Below are 16,767 nucleotides of genomic sequence, written 5' to 3' on the forward strand. Positions count from 1 at the left end.
AGTGGTTCACCGGTCCATGGCCTTGCCACACCCTAACGCGTATTGCCGGTAGGTGTTCGACAATGCCGACCGATGAACGGCAGTTTTCATCCCAGGTGAAGAAGGCGTCAAGGGTTGTCCAGGCCTAAGTGTCGGATCGTTACCACTAGGTACGATCAGCCAAACTCGGCCATCGGATGGCCGGAATATGGCGAAAAGAGGGCAGAAAGCAGCCAAGGGGTGGCCGAGAACGCTCTGTGCGGGGCCTAGAACCGGCCCGCGCCGAGATCGCGTGAAACGGCCCGTGCGCAGTCCCGCACGGACGCCACGAGGCTCGCCCGGGGCTCCCCGGCCTCCCCGCACACCCGCTCCACCGCGCCGGCGACCGCCACCGCGCCCACCGGCATCCGGCGCCGGTCGTGGATCGGCGCCGCCACCGAGGCGACGCCCTCCCAGGTCTCCTCCACGTCCGCGGCCCAGCCGCGCGCCCGGGTCAGGTCGAGGATCTCCTCGAAGCCCGCGCCGTCGGTGACCGTCCGCGGGGTGAACGCCTCGCGCTCCGCCTCCAGCGCCTCCGTGTGGGCGACCGGGTCGTACGCGGACAGCACCTTGCCCAGGGCCGTGGAGTGCAGCGGCTGCATGGCCCCCACCTCCAGCACCTGGCGGCTGTCGTCCGGGCGGAACACGTGGTGCATGATCAGCACCCCGCTCTTGTGGAGCACGCCCACGTACACGCTCTCGCCGCTCGCCCGGGCCAGGTCGTCCGTCCAGACCAGGGCGCGGGCGCGCAGCTCGTGCACGTCCAGGTAGCTGTTGCCCAGGCGCAGCAGCTCCGCGCCCAGCTGGTAGCGGCCCGAGGCGGGGTCCTGCTCCACGAAGCCCTCGGCCTGCAGCGTGCGCAGGATCCCGTGCGCCGTGCCCTTGGCCAGGCCCAGGGAACTGGCCACGTCCGAGAGGCCCAGCCGGCGCTCACCGCCCGCCAGGAGTCGCAGCATCGCAGCGGCTCGTTCGAGCGACTGGATGTTCCGTGCCATCGCGCAGCCTCCTGCTGACGTAGTTCGACAATGCTGAACAGTATCGGCCCATGTCGACCTTGTGCATGGTTGGGCAACTGTTCAGGCCTCCGTCGACCAGGTGACCCCTGGCAGACCCCCGCGCACAGAATGCAGTCCGCCACGTGGGACGGCACCACCGGGGCCGGTGCCGCGCGGTTACCCTGACCGCGTGCACCCTTGACACAGCGAGGGTGCAAAGCCGACAGCCGTCGCATCCCAGGGAGCACAACCATGGCCTCGTTGCCGAACCCGCCCGCCGACACCCAGACCCGGGCAGACGCCCTCCGCGAGGCGCTCGCGACCCGCGTGGTCGTCGCCGACGGAGCCATGGGAACGATGCTCCAGGCGCAGGACCCCTCCATGGAGGACTTCCAGCAGCTCGAAGGCTGCAACGAGGTCCTGAACGTCACCCGCCCCGACATCGTGCGCTCCGTCCACGACGCGTACTTCGCGGTGGGCGTGGACTGCGTCGAGACCAACACCTTCGGCGCGAACTTCGCCGCCCTCGCCGAGTACGACATCCCCGAACGCAACTTCGAGCTGTCCGAGTCCGGCGCCCGCATCGCCCGCGAGGTCGCCGACGAGTACACCGCCGAAACCGGGCAGCAGCGCTGGGTCCTCGGCTCCATGGGCCCCGGCACCAAGCTGCCCACCCTCGGCCACATCGACTACGCGACCATCCGCGACGCCTACCAGGTCAACGCCGAGGGCCTGATCTCCGGCGGGGCCGACGCCCTGCTCGTCGAGACCACCCAGGACCTCCTGCAGACCAAGTCCTCCATCATCGGCGCCCGCCGCGCCATGGAAGCCCTCGGCGTCTCCGTCCCGCTGATCTGCTCCGTCACCGTCGAGACCACCGGCACCATGCTGCTGGGCTCCGAGATCGGCGCCGCGCTCACCGCGCTGGAGCCGCTCGGCATCGACATGATCGGCCTGAACTGCGCCACCGGCCCCGCCGAGATGAGCGAGCACCTGCGCTACCTGGCCCGCAACGCGCGCATCCCGCTCTCCTGCATGCCCAACGCCGGCCTGCCCGTCCTCGGCAAGAACGGCGCGCACTACCCGCTGTCCGCCGCCGAGCTCGCCGACGCCCAGGAGACCTTCGTCCGCGAGTACGGCCTCTCCCTCGTCGGCGGCTGCTGCGGTACGACGCCCGAGCACCTGCGCCAGGTCGTCGAGCGCGTCCGCGAGCTCAGCCCGGCCGTCCGCGAGCCCCGCCCGGAGCCCGGCGCGTCCTCCCTCTACCAGACCGTCCCCTTCCGCCAGGACACCGCGTACATGGCGATCGGCGAGCGGACGAACGCCAACGGCTCCAAGAAGTTCCGCGAGGCCATGCTGGAGGCCCGCTGGGACGACTGCGTCGAGATGGCCCGCGACCAGATCCGCGAGGGCGCGCACATGCTCGACCTGTGCGTGGACTACGTCGGCCGCGACGGCGTCGCCGACATGAAGGAGCTCGCCGGCCGCTTCGCCACGGCCTCGACGCTGCCCATCGTCCTGGACTCCACCGAGGTTCCCGTGATCCAGGCGGGCCTGGAGAAGCTGGGCGGCCGCGCCGTCATCAACTCGGTGAACTACGAGGACGGCGACGGCCCCGACTCCCGCTTCGCCAAGGTCACCCGCCTGGCCCGCGAGCACGGCGCCGCGCTCATCGCGCTGACCATCGACGAGGAGGGCCAGGCCCGTACCGTCGAGCACAAGGTCGCCATCGCCGAGCGCCTGATCGCCGACCTGACCGGCAACTGGGGCATCAACGAGTCCGACATCCTCATCGACACGCTGACCTTCACCATCTGCACCGGCCAGGAGGAGTCCCGCAAGGACGGCATCGCGACGATCGAGTCGATCCGCGAGCTCAAGCGCCGCCACCCGGACGTGCAGACCACGCTCGGCCTGTCCAACATCTCCTTCGGCCTGAACCCGGCCGCCCGCGTCCTGCTGAACTCCGTCTTCCTCGACGAGTGCGTCAAGGCGGGCCTGGACTCGGCGATCGTCCACGCCAGCAAGATCCTGCCCATCGCGCGCTTCGACGAGGAGCAGGTCAGCACCGCCCTCGACCTGATCTACGACCGCCGCGCCGAGGACTACGACCCGCTCCAGAAGCTGATGGCCCTCTTCGAGGGCGTCAACACCAAGTCCCTCAAGGCCGGCCGAGCCGAGGAGCTCATGGCGCTCCCGCTCGACGAGCGGCTCCAGCGCCGCATCATCGACGGCGAGAAGAACGGCCTGGAGGCCGACCTCGACGAGGCCCTGCAGACCAGGGCCGCGCTCGACATCGTCAACGACACCCTGCTGGAGGGCATGAAGGTCGTCGGCGAGCTGTTCGGCTCCGGCCAGATGCAGCTGCCGTTCGTCCTTCAGTCCGCCGAGGTCATGAAGACCGCGGTCGCCTACCTCGAACCGCACATGGAGAAGACCGACGACGAGGGCAAGGGCACCATCGTCCTCGCCACCGTCCGCGGCGACGTCCACGACATCGGCAAGAACCTCGTCGACATCATCCTCACCAACAACGGCTACAACGTCGTCAACATCGGCATCAAGCAGCCGGTCTCCGCGATCCTGGAGGCCGCGCAGGAGCACAAGGCCGACGTCATCGGCATGTCCGGCCTCCTCGTGAAGTCCACCGTGATCATGAAGGAGAACCTGGAGGAGCTCAACCAGCGCAAGCTGGCGGCCGACTACCCGGTGATCCTCGGCGGCGCCGCCCTCACCCGCGCCTACGTCGAACAGGACCTCCACGAGATCTACGAGGGCGAGGTCCGCTACGCCCGCGACGCCTTCGAGGGCCTGCGCCTGATGGACGCCCTGATCGCCGTCAAGCGCGGGGTCCCCGGCGCCTCCCTGCCCGAGCTCAAGCAGCGCCGCGTCGCCAAGCGGGACACCCCGCTCCCGCAGGTGGAGGAGGCCGAGGAGAAGGGCGGCCGCTCCGACGTCGCCGTCGACAACCCGGTCCCGACCCCGCCGTTCTGGGGCACCCGCGTGGTCAAGGGCATCCCGCTCAAGGACTACGCCTCCTGGCTCGACGAGGGCGCGCTGTTCAAGGGCCAGTGGGGCCTCAAGCAGGCCCGCGCCGGCGGTGCCACGTACGAGGAGCTCGTCGAGAGCGAGGGCCGGCCGCGGCTGCGCGGCCTCCTGGAGAAGCTGCACACCGAGAACCTGCTCGAAGCCGCGGTGGTCTACGGGTACTTCCCCTGCGTCTCCAAGGGCGACGACCTGATCATCCTCGACGACGACGGCAACGAGCGGACCCGCTTCACCTTCCCGCGCCAGCGCCGCGGCCGGCGCCTGTGCCTCGCCGACTTCTTCCGCCCGGAGGAGTCCGGCGAGACCGACGTGGTCGGCCTGCAGGTGGTCACGGTCGGGTCGAAGATCGGCGAGGCCACCGCCAAGCTGTTCGAGTCCGACTCCTACCGCGAGTACCTGGAGCTGCACGGCCTGTCGGTCCAGCTCGCCGAGGCCATGGCCGAGTACTGGCACGCCCGCGTCCGCGCCGAGCTCGGCTTCGGCGGCGAGGACCCGGCCGCCGTCGAGGACATGTTCGACCTGAAGTACCGCGGCGCCCGCTTCTCACTGGGCTACGGGGCCTGCCCCGACCTGGAGGACCGCGCCAAGATCGCCGACCTCCTCCAGCCGGAGCGCATCGGCGTCCACCTCTCCGAGGAGTTCCAGCTCCACCCGGAGCAGTCCACCGACGCGATCGTCATCCACCACCCCGAAGCGAAGTATTTCAACGCACGCTGACGCGGACCGACGTAGACTTGTCGGTCCCATACAGGCCGGTCGCCTGTTCCCCGGGGGAATGCCCATGGGGAAGAGGCGACCGGCCTTCTCGTCCCCTGAGAGAGGTGTGTGCCGGATGACCAGCACCGTTCCCGCGCCCGTGGCCCGTACGGCCGACGGGCATGCCCTGCAGGCGGTGCTGCTGGACATGGACGGCACCCTCGTCGACACCGAGGGCTTCTGGTGGGAGATCGAGGTCGACGTCTTCGCCGAGCTCGGCCACCGCCTGGAGGAGTCCTGGCGCGATGTGGTCGTCGGCGGGCCGATGACCCGTTCGGCCGCCTTCCTCATCGAGTCCACCGGCGCCGCCGTCACCATCGGGGAGCTGAGCGTCCTGCTCAACGAGCGCTTCGAAGCGCGCATCGCCGATCAGGTCCCGATGATGCCCGGCGCCGAGCGGCTGCTGGCCGAGCTGGCCCGGCACAACGTGCCCACCGCCCTCGTCTCCGCCTCGCACCGCCGCGTCATCGACCGGGTGCTGCGCGCCCTGGGCCCCGAGCGGTTCGCGCTGAGCGTCGCCGGCGACGAGGTGGCCCGTACGAAGCCGCACCCCGACCCGTACCTGCTCGCCGCCCGCGCCCTCGGCGCCCACCCCTCGCGCTGCGCGGTCATCGAGGACACCGCGACGGGGGTGGCCTCCGCGGAGGCGGCCGGCTGCCGGGTGGTGGCCGTGCCCTCCGTCGGCGTCATCGCACCGGCGCCGGGCCGTACGATCGTCCGCTCACTGGAGGACGTGGACCTTCCGTTCCTGCGCTCCCTCATCACTCCGATGAACTGACCGCATACGCTCAGTGCCGAACGGAATGGCGGTGTGACCGAGGCCCCACGGAAGGATCTTCCGTTCCATGGCCTGGAGGCTGAAATTCCATCCTTTCCGTGGCAGTTGAGTCGGGTGACCTTTGTCACCCGCCAAGCCCCCGACGGACCTGTCCGGGGGCTTGGAAACCTGCCTTTGTGTCCGGATTGATCAGCTCCTGACCGAATCTGCGGCGACCGGCACATAAACAGCCAGTCCGCACCCATCACCGTGCGATTACGCCCCAAGTCCTGCCAGTTCAAGCCATCCCCTCCCAGAGCACTAATGTCGACGCGGGCACTACGCCGCACCTCTGCTGTCCCGGACACACACCCATGTGCCGGAACCGCGTGGACCGATCGTCACAACACCGGCCCGATCGTTCCGCCCTGAACGGGCGACCGCCGCGAAGTGCCCTTTACGCCGCTTTGAGCAAGTGCCGGTATAGGGAGTACTTCCAGCATGAACCGCAAGACCCTGGTGCTGACGGCCGCGGCCGGACTGCTCACCCCCACGCTCGCCGCCTGCGGCAGCACGAGCGGAGGCGCAGCGGGATCCGGAGTGATCGTCGTCGGAACCACCGACCGGTACGAGGCGGCCGACTACGCCCCCGCACCGCTCGACCCGGCCTACGCCTACGACGCCGGCGCCTGGAACATCCTGCGGCAGACCGTCCAGACCCTGATGCACACCCCGCGCGGCGGCGGCCAGCCCGTCCCCGAAGCGGCCTCCGACTGCCGCTTCACCGACGCCGGCAACGAGAGCTACCGCTGCACCCTGCGCCCCGGCCTCAAGTTCGCGAGCGGCGAGCCCCTCACGGCCAAGGACGTCAAGTTCTCCATCGACCGCGTCCTCGCCATCAAGGACGAGAACGGCCCCTCCTCGCTGCTCTCCACCCTCGACACCGTCGAGGCGAAGTCCGCCGACACCGTCGTCTTCCACCTGAAGACCCCGGACGCGACCTTCCCGTACAAGCTCTCCACCCCCGCCGCCGGCATCGTCAGCGAGAAGAACTACGACGCCAAGAAGCTCCGCGAGGGCTTCGCCGTCGACGGCTCCGGCCCGTACACGATGAAGGCCGAGGTCAAGGACAACCACCTCGTCCGCGCCGTCTTCAGCAAGAACCCGAACTACAAGGGCGACCTGAAGCTGCAGAACGACAAGGTCGAACTGCGCACCTTCGACGACTCCGCCGCCATGGGCAAGGCCCTGACCGCTGGATCCGTCCACATGGTCTCGCGCACCCTGTCGCCCGCCCAGATCACCGAGTTCGCCGGCAAGCCCCCCAAGGGCGTCAAGCTGGTCCCGATGCCCGGCCTGGAGATCCGCTACATCGGCTTCAACACCGATGCCCCCGGCGTCAAGGACAAGGCCGTCCGCCAGGCCCTCGCCGCCGCCGTCGACCGCAACGCGATCATCGACAAGGTCTACGGCAAGGCCGCACAGCCCCTGTACTCCCTGGTCCCCAGCTCCGTCCCCGGCCACGTCAACTCCTTCTTCAACAAGTACGGCGAGGCCAACACCGCCAAGGCCGCCGACCTGCTGAAGGCCGCCGGGATCAAGACCCCGGTCAAGCTGACGCTGAACTACACCAAGGACCACTACGGCGACGGCACGGCCACCGAGTTCGAGATCCTCAAGAACCAGCTGAACTCCACCCAGCTGTTCGACGTCACCGTCCAGGGCTCCGAATGGTCCGACTTCCGGCCCGCCCAGAAGAAGGGCGACTACGCCGCCTACGGGCTCGGCTGGTTCCCCGACTACCCCGACGCCGACAACTTCCTCGCCCCGTTCCTGGAGCAGGACAACTTCCTGGGCACGCCGTACGCCAACGCCGCGGTGCGCACCAAGCTCATCCCCGAATCCCGGCGCGCCGTCGACCGCAACGTCGCCGTCCCCGCGATCACGGAGATGCAGGACATCGTCGCCGAGGACGTGCCCGTCCTGCCCCTGTGGCAGGGCAAGCAGTACGTCGCCGCGCGCGACGGGATCACCGGAGTGGAGTGGTCGGTCAACGCCATCTCCGACCTCCAGCTGTGGGAACTCGGCCGCGGCGTCAGCGGCTGAGCCGACGGCACGGCAGTAGGGCAGCACGGCAGTACGGCAGGACCGGCGGCGGGTGTCGCAGGCCGGCGCAAACGAAACAATTCGACCGACTCTGAAGGACGTTCGCGTGATGAGACGTAACCAGTGGCTTGCGGCCCCGCTCGGCGCGGCCACCGCCGCCGCACTGCTCAGCGGTTGCGGTTCGACCGGCAGCCCGACCGGCGACGGCGGCAAGGGCGTGGTCATGGGCATATCCGACCGGGTCCAGTCCACCGACCCCGCCTCCGGCTACGACGCCGGCTCCTGGCTGCTGTTCAACAACGTCTTCCAGTCCCTGCTGGCCTTCCCCAAGGGCGGCACCACGCCCGAGCCCGACGCCGCACAGAGCTGCAACTTCGAGGGCGCCGACAGCAAGCTCTACAAGTGCACCCTGCGCACCGGCCTCAAGTTCAGCAACGGCCACCCGCTCACCTCCAAGGACGTCAAGTACTCCTTCGAGCGCACGCTGAAGATCAACGACGACAACGGCCCCGCCGTCATGCTGTCGTCGATCGCCGGCATCGACACCCCCGACGACAAGACCGTCGTCTTCCGCCTCAAGACCTCCGACGCCACCTTCCCCAGCAAGATCGCCTCCGGCGCCGGCTCCATCGTCGACCACAGCGAATACCCCGCGGACAAGCTGCGCACCGACAACAAGGCCATCGGCTCGGGCGTCTACAAGCTGGACTCCTTCAACGACAAGAGCGCCGGCTTCTCCGTCAACGAGAACTACAGCGGCAAGGCCAAGGCCAAGAACACCGGCGTCACCCTCAAGTTCTTCAACGGCGACCAGGCCGGCCTCAAGAAGGTCCTCGACACCGGCGACGTCGACTTCGCCTTCCGCGGCCTCGCCGCCAAGGACATCGCCGCCCTGTCCTCCACCAAGACCGGCGACCACAAGGTCGAGGTCGTCCAGGGCACCGGCGCCGAAGTCGAACACCTCGTCTTCAACATGAACGACCCCGTCGCCGGAAAGCTCCCGATCCGCAAGGCCATCGCCTACCTCGTGGACCGCGAAGCGATCGTCAAGGACGTCTACGAAGGCACCACGACCTCCCTGTACTCGATCGTCCCCGCCGGCATCGCCGCCCACAACACCGCCTTCTTCGACCGCTACGGCGGCAGCCCCCAGCCGAAGAAGGCCGAAGCCGTCCTGCGCGCCGCCGGCATCAAGGACAAGGTGAAGATCACCCTGTACTCGACGACCGGCCGCACCGGCCCGGCCACCGACCAGGAATTCCAGCTCATCGCCAAGCAGCTCAACGACAGCGGCCTCTTCGAGGCCGACGTCAAGTCCATCGAGTGGACGCAGTACCAGAAGGACATCCAGGACGGCAAGTACGGCGTCTACGTCAAGGGCTGGGTCCCCGACTACCCCGACGCCGACAGCTTCACCCAGCCGTTCTTCGGCCCCGAGAGCGTCGTGCACAACAACTACGACAACAAGGAGATCAGCGGGACGATCATCCCGTCGACCTCCACGAAGTCCGACCGCACCGCCGCCAACCCCGACTACAACCGCCTCCAGGACATCGTCGCCGACGAGATCCCGCTGCTCCCGCTCTGGCAGAGCAAGCAGTACGCCGTCACCCGCGACAACGTCACCGGCCTGCAGTGGTCGCTGGACGCCTCCACCGTCTTCCGCTTCTGGGAGATCAGCAAGGGCTGACCCGACCCGGTACGGCGAAGGGGCCGGCAGCCGCACGATGCGGCAGCCGGCCCCTTCGGCCGTTCCCCGGGCGCGTCAGGCCCCCGCGCCCGGCCGCACCAGACCGCTCTCGTACGCGTACACCGCCGCCTGCACCCGGTCACGCAGACCCAGCTTCGTCAGCACGTGCCCCACATGCGTCTTCACCGTCGTCTCACTGACGAACAGGTCCGCCGCGATCTCCGCGTTCGACAGGCCGCGCGCCACCAGCTTCAGCACCTCGACCTCCCGCTCCGTCAACGTGCCCAGCGTGTCCGGCACGCTCTCCTCACCCGACGGCAGGTGCCCCGCGTACTTGTCCAGCAGCCGCCGCGTGATGCTCGGCGCGAGCATCGCCTCGCCCCCCGCCACCACCCGGATCGCCTGCACCAGCTCCACGGCCGGCGCGTCCTTCAGCAGGAACCCGCTCGCCCCCGCCCGCAACGCCTCCACCACGTACTCGTCCAGATCAAACGTGGTCAGCACGAGCACCTTCGCCGGACCGTCCCGGCCCGGACCCGTGATCTGCCGGGTCGCCTCCACCCCGTCCATCCGGGGCATCCGGATGTCCATCAGCACCACGTCGGGCTGCAGCGCCCGTACCTGCTCCAGCGCCTGCAGACCGTCCCCGGCCTCACCGACGACCGCCAGGTCCTGTTCGGCCTCCAGGATCATCCGGAAGCCGGTGCGCAGCAGCGGCTGGTCGTCGACCAGTAGGACGCGGATCGCCACGGGGGGTACCTCGTATTCGTACAGCGGCTTCGACGGACCCGCCCCATTCTGCCCTGATCGGCCCCTCAGGATTCCCCGGCCCCGGACCCCGCCCCCGCCCCGGTGCCCTCCCCGGGCCTCGGGGCGATCACCAGCGGATACACCGGAGGAGTCCCGCCGAACTCCGGACACACCGCCCGGTGATCGCACCAGCCGCACAGCTTCGTCGGCCGCGGACGCCACTCACCCGTCTCCGTCGCCTCCTTGATCGCGTCCCACAGCGCCAGCAGCTTGCGCTCCACCCGCTCCAGATCCGCCACCACCGGGTCGTACGTCAGCACGTCCCCGCTGCCCAGATACACCAGCTGCAACCGCCGCGGCACGACCTGCTTCAGCCGCCACACCACCAGCGCGTAGAACTTCATCTGGAACAGAGCGCCCTCGGCATACTCCGGCCGCGGCGCCTTGCCCGTCTTGTAGTCGACGATCCGCACCTCACCCGACGGTGCCACGTCCACCCGGTCGATGATCCCGCGCAGCCGCAGCCCCGACTCCAGCTCCGTCTCCACGAAGAACTCCCGCTCCACCGGCTCCAGCCGCGTCGGGTCCTCCAACGTGAACCACCGCTCCACCAGCGCCTCGGCCTCCGTCAGCCAACGCGCCAGCCCCGCCCCCTCGTCCGCCTCCGGGAACAGCTCCACCAACTCCGGCTTCGACTCCAGCAACCGGTCCCACTGCCCCGGGATCAGCGCCTTGGCCCGCGGCGCCGTCCGCTCCACCGCCGGATGATCGAAGAGCCGCTCCAGCACCGCGTGCACCAGCGTGCCCCGCGTCGCCGCCGCACTCGGCTTCTCCGGCAACCTGTCGATCACCCGGAACCGGTACAGCAGCGGGCACTGCATGAAATCGCTCGCCCGCGAAGGGGAGAGCGAAGAGGGCGCCACAGCGCGCGGCGCCGCATCGGCATCCGCATCCGCCGCGCCAGAAACCGGACCGGGACTCGTCGTCATGGACAAAACCCTACGACCCGCCGCCGACAGCGCGCGCATACCATCGACGCCGAGCCCCCTCGCCCTGCATGATCGGAGCATCACACCGCGCTACCAGGGCCCCCACCCCGCACCGACCGTGCACCTGCACCACACTGGAAGCACCGCCGGCCGCAACCCGCCGGACAGCACCGAACGAAGGACAGCCGTGGCAGACACCGACGAAACCGGCGAGCGCGCAGACAAGCGCTCCGGACCGGGCGGCGGCATCCTCATGGGCCGCCCCTTCGGCGTCCCCGTCTACGTCTCGCCCAGCTGGTTCCTCGTCGCCGCCCTCATCACCTGGGTCTTCGGCGACCAGCTCGACCGCGTCCTGCCCGACCTCGGCCCGGCCCGCTACCTCGTCTCCCTCTTCTTCGCCGTCGCCTTCTACGCCTCCGTCCTCGTCCACGAACTCGCCCACACCGTCGCCGCACTCCGCTTCAAACTCCCCGTGCGCCGCATCCAGCTCCAGTTCTTCGGCGGAGTCTCCGAGATCGAGAAGGAATCCGAGACCCCCGGCCGCGAATTCGTCCTCGCCTTCGTCGGCCCCCTCCTCTCACTCCTGCTCGCCGGCGCCTTCTACCTCGGCATGGAACTCGTCGACCCGGCCACCGTCCCCGGCGTCCTCCTCGCCGGCCTGATGATCTCCAACCTGCTCGTCGCCGCCTTCAACCTGCTCCCCGGCCTCCCCCTCGACGGCGGCCGCATGCTCCGCGCCGTCATCTGGGGCATCACCGGCAAACCCATGACCGGAACCGTCGCCGCCGCCTGGGTCGGCCGCGCCCTCGCCGTCGCCGTCCTCATCGGACTCCCGATGATCACCCACACCGGCGTCCTCGGCACCGGCGCCATCGAGTCCACCGGCATGAACACCGTCATGGACGCCCTCCTCGCCGCGATCCTCGCCGCCATCATCTGGACCGGCGCCGGCAACAGCCTGCGCATGGCCCGCCTGCGCGAACACCTCCCCGAACTACGCGCCCGCACCCTCACCCGCCGCGCCGTCCCCGTCGAGAACGCCACCCCCCTCTCCGAGGCCCTGCGCCGCGCCAACGCCCACGGCGCCCGCGCCATCGTCGTCGTCGACGGCCACGGCGACCCCCTCTCCATCGTCCGCGAGAGCGCCATCGCCTCCGTCCCCGAACACCGCCGCCCCTGGGTCGCCGTCAGCACCCTCGCCCAGGACCTCACCGACGGAATGAAGGTCTCCGCCGAACTCACCGGCGAAGAGCTCCTCGACCACCTGCGCGCCACCCCCGCCACCGAATACCTCGTCCTCGAACCCTCCGGCGAGATCTACGGCGTCCTGTCCACCCTCGACGTCGAGAAGGCCTTCGTGAAGGCCATGGCACGGCCCCAGTCCTGAAGCCAATACACTGGTCACATGTCCGAACCGACCGGTGCCGCCCGCCGACGCGGGCCCTTCGAGGTCGGGGACCAGGTTCAGCTCACCGACCCCAAGGGCCGCCACTACACGTTCACGCTCGAAGCCGGGAAGAATTTCCACACCCACAAGGGTTCCTTCCCGCACGACGAGCTGATCGGCTCCCCCGAAGGAAGCGTCGTCCGTACCACGGGCAACGTCGCCTACCTCGCGCTGCGTCCCCTGCTCCCCGACTATGTCCTGTCCATGCCCCGCGGCGCCGCCGTGGTCTACCCCAAGGACGCGGGCCAGATCCTGGCCTTCGCCGACATCTTCCCCGGCGCCCGCGTCGTGGAAGCGGGAGTGGGCTCCGGCTCCCTGAGCAGCTTCCTGCTGCGCGCCATCGGCGACCAGGGCATGCTCCACAGCTACGAGCGCCGCGCGGACTTCGCCGAGATCGCCACCGCCAACGTCGAGCGCTACTTCGGCGGCCCCCACCCCGCGTGGAAGCTGACCGTGGGCGACCTCCAGGACAACCTGGACGAGACCGACGTCGACCGCGTGATCCTCGACATGCTCGCCCCCTGGGAGTGCCTGGACGCGGTCAAGAAGGCCCTCGTCCCCGGCGGCATCCTCTGCTGCTACGTGGCCACCACCACCCAGCTCTCCAAGACGGTCGAGTCCATCCGCGAGATCGGCTGCTTCGCCGAGCCGCAGCCCTGGGAATCGATGATCCGCAACTGGCACGTCGAGGGCCTCGCCGTCCGCCCCGACCACCGGATGATCGGCCACACCGGCTTCCTCGTCACCGCCCGCCGCCTCGCGGACGGCGTCGAGCCCCCCATGCGCCGCCGCCGCCCCGCCAAGGGCGCCTACGGCGAGGACTACGACGGACCCGGCAGCGACCGCTCCGCCTAGACCCCGCGGCGGCCGCCCGGCCCACCCAACACCAAGGCGCTGTGGCGCAGTTCCCCGGACGATCCGGGAACTGAGCCACAGCGCCTTTTCGTTGTCCCACCAGCGACCCCCCATACCGGCCCCAGCCGACACGGACCCGGCCGTTCCGCCCCGGTGTGAGGTGTGGCACGATGCTGGCTCCCCGTCACCCCTCGCACAGGAGACACCCCGCGTGCCGCACCGCCCCGCCGAGCTGACGCCGACACCGGAATTCCTGCCCCACAGCGGCGCCCGGCCGCTCCACTGGCTCGCCACGGCCACCGCCATGGCCGGCGTCGTGGCCCTCGCGGGACTCGTCCAGCCCGACGCCTCCGCCACCGGCCACGCCGGCCCCGCAAGCGCCTCCGCGGCCCCCGCGAGCGGCCCTCAGGCCGCCGCCCCCGACGCGGCGGCCGTCACCTACCCGCTGGACTGCAAGGGCCTGCCGACGGCCGTCACGGCCACCGCCCAGGGCGACCTCGACGGCGACGGCCGCCCCGAGACGGTCGCCGCCGTACGCTGCGACGCCGGATCCGGCACCCCGCCCCACGCGATCTACGTACTCGCCCAGGACAAGACCCCCGGCGCGGCCCCCAGGATCGTCGCCACCCTGCTGGAGGCCGGGAAACGACAAACCGCCGCCGATCTCACGATCAGCGACGGAGTCGTCACCGCCAGCCTCCTCGGCTACTCCTCGCCCCAGGTGCCCCGCTACAGCCCCGACGTGAAACAGCTCGCCAAGTGGCGCTGGAGCGGCGGAAAATTCCGCCAGGAGCTGACGAACTCAGACGCCAGGAGTGTTTGAACCGTCACTCCGCGTCCGGACCGAACACCTCGACCCTGTCCGAAACGCGCCTTACGTGGATGCAGTCACCCGGGCACTCCTTCGCCGAGTCCACCACGTCCTGCAGCAGCGTCAGGGGAACCGGAGTCGTCGCCCCCGCCTCCACCAGAAGCTCGTCCTCAGGGCTCTTCACGTACGCCAGACCATCGATGTCCAGCTCGAACACCTCCGGCGCGTACTGCACACAGATGCCGTCACCGGTGCACAGGTCCTGGTCGATCCAGACCTCTAGCGGCTCGCCGGCCTGCCCGGCACCACCCGTGGGAGCCTCCTGCTGCACGGTCATATCTCCTGCCGTTCCCTGCGCTCAGTGATCCGTTTCCGCCACAAGCCGCGGCAAGTCGCGCGGGCCCTGACGGGTGTTGAACACTTCGACCTTACAACCGGCCGCTTTCCGATGTTGATGGGTGGGTATTTCCTTGGCGTGAGGGAGTACGCAAGGGTGAAGATCGGACACACCTCTACCGTCTTTGTGATCTAGGGGTTTCAATCACCACCAGCCCAGGTAGGGTCAGGAAGCGTCCAGCTCCCCTTGGAGGAGGTGAGGACCGTGGCAGCCCACGACGACGACATCAACCGCGGCATCCGGCCGGGGCGAGGGTCTGAGGACCCCGCAGGCCAGGTTGCCTATCTCGAGCAGGAAATCGCCGTCCTGCGACGTAAGCTCGCCGACTCTCCGCGACACACGAGGATTCTCGAAGAGCGGATCGTCGAGCTCCAGACAAACCTGGCCGGCGTCTCCGCGCAAAACGAGCGACTGGCAAATACGCTCCGTGAGGCCCGCGACCAGATCGTCGCACTCAAGGAGGAAGTCGACCGGCTCGCACAGCCGCCGGCCGGTTTCGGTGTCTTCCTTCAGGCGAACGAAGACGGCACCGTCGACATCTTCACCGGCGGCCGAAAGCTCCGCGTGAACGTCAGCCCCAGCGTCGAACCGGAAGACCTCCGGCGCGGCCAGGAGGTCATGCTCAACGAGGCCCTCAACGTGGTCGAGGCCATGGAGTTCGAACGGGCCGGGGACATCGTCACCCTCAAGGAGATCCTTGAGGACGGCGAGCGCGCCCTGGTGGTCGGGCACACCGACGAGGAGAGGGTGGTGAGGCTCGCCGAGCCGCTCCTGGACATCACCATCCGCCCCGGCGACGCCCTCCTGCTCGAACCCCGCTCCGGCTACGTCTACGAGGTCGTCCCCAAGAGCGAGGTCGAGGACCTGGTCCTCGAAGAGGTCCCCGACATCGACTACGACAAGATCGGCGGCCTGGGAGACCAGATCGAACTGATCCGCGACGCGGTCGAACTCCCGTACCTCTACCCCGACCTCTTCAAGGAACACGAACTGCGGCCCCCGAAGGGCATCCTGCTCTACGGCCCCCCCGGCTGCGGCAAGACGCTCATCGCCAAGGCAGTGGCCAACTCCCTTGCCAAGAAGGTCGCCGAAGTGACCGGACAGGCCCAGGGCAAGTCCTACTTCCTGAACATCAAGGGCCCCGAACTCCTCAACAAGTACGTCGGCGAGACCGAGCGGCACATCCGCCTCGTCTTCCAGCGTGCCCGCGAGAAGGCCAGCGAGGGCACCCCCGTCATCGTCTTCTTCGACGAGATGGAATCCCTCTTCCGCACCCGCGGATCCGGCGTCAGCTCGGACGTGGAGAACACCATCGTCCCCCAGCTGCTCGCCGAGATCGACGGCGTGGAGGGCCTGGAGAACGTCATCGTGATCGGCGCCTCCAACCGCGAGGACATGATCGACCCGGCCATCCTGCGCCCCGGCCGGCTCGACGTGAAGATCAAGATCGAGCGCCCCGACGCCGAAGCGGCGAAGGACATCTTCGCCAAGTACCTCAAGGCCTCGCTGCCGCTCCACACCGACGACCTCACCGAACACTCCGGCTCGCCCGAGGTCGCCGTCCACAGCATGATCCAGACCGTCGTCGAGCAGATGTACGCCGAAACCGAGGAAAACCGCTTCCTTGAGGTCACGTACGCCAACGGCGACAAGGAAGTCCTGTACTTCAAGGACTTCAACTCCGGCGCCATGATCCAGAACATCGTGGACCGGGCCAAGAAGATGGCCATCAAGGCCTTCCTCGAACACAACCAGAAGGGCCTGCGGGTCTCCCACCTCCTCCAGGCCTGCGTGGACGAGTTCAAGGAGAACGAGGACCTGCCCAACACCACCAACCCCGACGACTGGGCCCGGATCTCCGGCAAGAAGGGCGAGCGGATCGTATTCATCCGCACACTCGTCACCGGAAAGCAGGGCGCGGACACCGGACGCTCCATCGACACGGTGGCAAACACCGGTCAGTACCTCTGATCGAACAGGGCGGCTGCGGGTGCCCTGCCCGGGCACCCGCAGCCGACTGCTTTACCGACTGCTTTTCAGCCGGTGACGGAGTGAAGTCAATGACTGAAATGATCTCCCCACCAGCGCGGAGTGGTTCTAGGCTCTTCCGTACCGCCGGTCGCGCAGTGCGGGGACGGGCACCGCACA

At 69.0% G+C, this 16,767-nt stretch carries 11 protein-coding genes and 1 pseudogene; 8 read left to right on the forward strand and 4 right to left on the reverse strand.

The genetic code is table 11. The annotated features are described in order from the left end of the window. Positions 1–245 precede the first annotated feature (245 nt). Positions 246–1,013 carry an IclR family transcriptional regulator gene (locus tag CP980_RS26395; RefSeq protein ID WP_099893634.1) on the reverse strand — a complete coding sequence of 256 codons (768 nt, stop codon included), beginning with the start codon at positions 1,011–1,013 and terminating at the stop codon, positions 246–248. Between the two features lie 252 nt (positions 1,014–1,265). Here CP980_RS26395 and metH point away from each other — a divergent pair, with 252 nt between their 5' ends. The 4 genes from metH (at position 1,266) to CP980_RS26415 (ending at position 9,370) form a co-directional block, all read left to right on the forward strand. Continuing rightward, the gene (gene metH / locus CP980_RS26400) at positions 1,266–4,778 is read left to right on the forward strand and encodes a methionine synthase (protein WP_132760426.1); all 3,513 of its coding nucleotides are present in this window, start codon (positions 1,266–1,268) and stop codon (positions 4,776–4,778) included. A gap of 115 nt (positions 4,779–4,893) precedes the next feature. Next, positions 4,894–5,595 (forward strand): HAD family hydrolase, encoded by a 702-nt coding sequence (locus tag CP980_RS26405; protein ID WP_132760425.1) that lies wholly within the window; start codon positions 4,894–4,896, stop codon positions 5,593–5,595. 480 nt (positions 5,596–6,075) lie between these two features. After that, on the forward strand, positions 6,076–7,680 hold the full coding sequence (locus tag CP980_RS26410) for an ABC transporter substrate-binding protein (protein WP_132760424.1): 1,605 nt from the start codon (positions 6,076–6,078) through the stop codon (positions 7,678–7,680). A gap of 109 nt (positions 7,681–7,789) precedes the next feature. Continuing rightward, positions 7,790–9,370, forward strand: coding sequence for an ABC transporter substrate-binding protein (locus CP980_RS26415; protein ID WP_229907177.1), 1,581 nt, complete (start codon positions 7,790–7,792; stop codon positions 9,368–9,370). Between the two features lie 75 nt (positions 9,371–9,445). On the opposite strand, the gene CP980_RS26420 is transcribed toward CP980_RS26415, so the two are convergent. Both CP980_RS26420 and CP980_RS26425 read right to left on the reverse strand, forming a co-directional pair. Further along, positions 9,446–10,120: a response regulator gene (locus CP980_RS26420; protein ID WP_099893639.1), complete on the reverse strand. Its 675-nt coding sequence runs from the start codon at positions 10,118–10,120 to the stop codon at positions 9,446–9,448. 65 nt (positions 10,121–10,185) lie between these two features. Continuing rightward, on the reverse strand, positions 10,186–11,109 hold the full coding sequence (locus CP980_RS26425; RefSeq protein WP_189998925.1) for a RecB family exonuclease: 924 nt from the start codon (positions 11,107–11,109) through the stop codon (positions 10,186–10,188). Positions 11,110–11,341: 232 nt separating this feature from the next. On the opposite strand from CP980_RS26425, the pseudogene CP980_RS26430 reads away from it, so the two are divergent. From CP980_RS26430 to CP980_RS26440, 3 genes and pseudogenes are all read left to right on the forward strand, one after another. Continuing rightward, a pseudogene (locus CP980_RS26430) lies at positions 11,342–12,496 on the forward strand (site-2 protease family protein); the annotation flags it as partial. An 18-nt stretch (positions 12,497–12,514) separates the two neighbouring features. Then, positions 12,515–13,411 (forward strand): tRNA (adenine-N1)-methyltransferase, encoded by an 897-nt coding sequence (locus tag CP980_RS26435; protein ID WP_030860276.1) that lies wholly within the window; start codon positions 12,515–12,517, stop codon positions 13,409–13,411. Positions 13,412–13,622: 211 nt separating this feature from the next. Continuing rightward, entirely contained in the window at positions 13,623–14,234 is a 612-nt protein-coding gene (locus tag CP980_RS26440) for a hypothetical protein (protein WP_373312934.1), read from the forward strand. Between the two features lie 4 nt (positions 14,235–14,238). Here CP980_RS26440 and CP980_RS26445 read toward each other — a convergent pair whose 3' ends face one another. Next, a complete protein-coding gene (locus CP980_RS26445; RefSeq protein WP_030157182.1) occupies positions 14,239–14,559 on the reverse strand; it encodes a ferredoxin in 321 nt (106 codons plus the stop codon). Between the two features lie 264 nt (positions 14,560–14,823). Here CP980_RS26445 and arc point away from each other — a divergent pair, with 264 nt between their 5' ends. Further along, entirely contained in the window at positions 14,824–16,590 is a 1,767-nt protein-coding gene (gene arc, locus CP980_RS26455; RefSeq protein ID WP_099893640.1) for a proteasome ATPase, read from the forward strand. Positions 16,591–16,767 lie beyond the last annotated feature (177 nt).

The sequence above is a fragment of the Streptomyces vinaceus genome (genome assembly GCF_008704935.1).
Taxonomy (GTDB): domain Bacteria; phylum Actinomycetota; class Actinomycetes; order Streptomycetales; family Streptomycetaceae; genus Streptomyces; species Streptomyces vinaceus.

What these genes read in the sequence shown, in the direction of transcription:
- CP980_RS26405 (WP_132760425.1), top strand. Translation starts at nt 4,894, where the DNA reads ATGACCAGCACCGTTCCCGCGCCCGTGGCCCGTACGGCCGACGGGCAT.
- CP980_RS26415 (WP_229907177.1), top strand. Translation starts at nt 7,790, where the DNA reads ATGAGACGTAACCAGTGGCTTGCGGCCCCGCTCGGCGCGGCCACCGCC.
- CP980_RS26395 (WP_099893634.1), bottom strand. Translation starts at nt 1,013, where the DNA reads ATGGCACGGAACATCCAGTCGCTCGAACGAGCCGCTGCGATGCTGCGA.
- CP980_RS26410 (WP_132760424.1), top strand. Translation starts at nt 6,076, where the DNA reads ATGAACCGCAAGACCCTGGTGCTGACGGCCGCGGCCGGACTGCTCACC.
- metH (WP_132760426.1), top strand. Translation starts at nt 1,266, where the DNA reads ATGGCCTCGTTGCCGAACCCGCCCGCCGACACCCAGACCCGGGCAGAC.
- CP980_RS26435 (WP_030860276.1), top strand. Translation starts at nt 12,515, where the DNA reads ATGTCCGAACCGACCGGTGCCGCCCGCCGACGCGGGCCCTTCGAGGTC.
- CP980_RS26445 (WP_030157182.1), bottom strand. Translation starts at nt 14,559, where the DNA reads ATGACCGTGCAGCAGGAGGCTCCCACGGGTGGTGCCGGGCAGGCCGGC.
- CP980_RS26425 (WP_189998925.1), bottom strand. Translation starts at nt 11,109, where the DNA reads ATGACGACGAGTCCCGGTCCGGTTTCTGGCGCGGCGGATGCGGATGCC.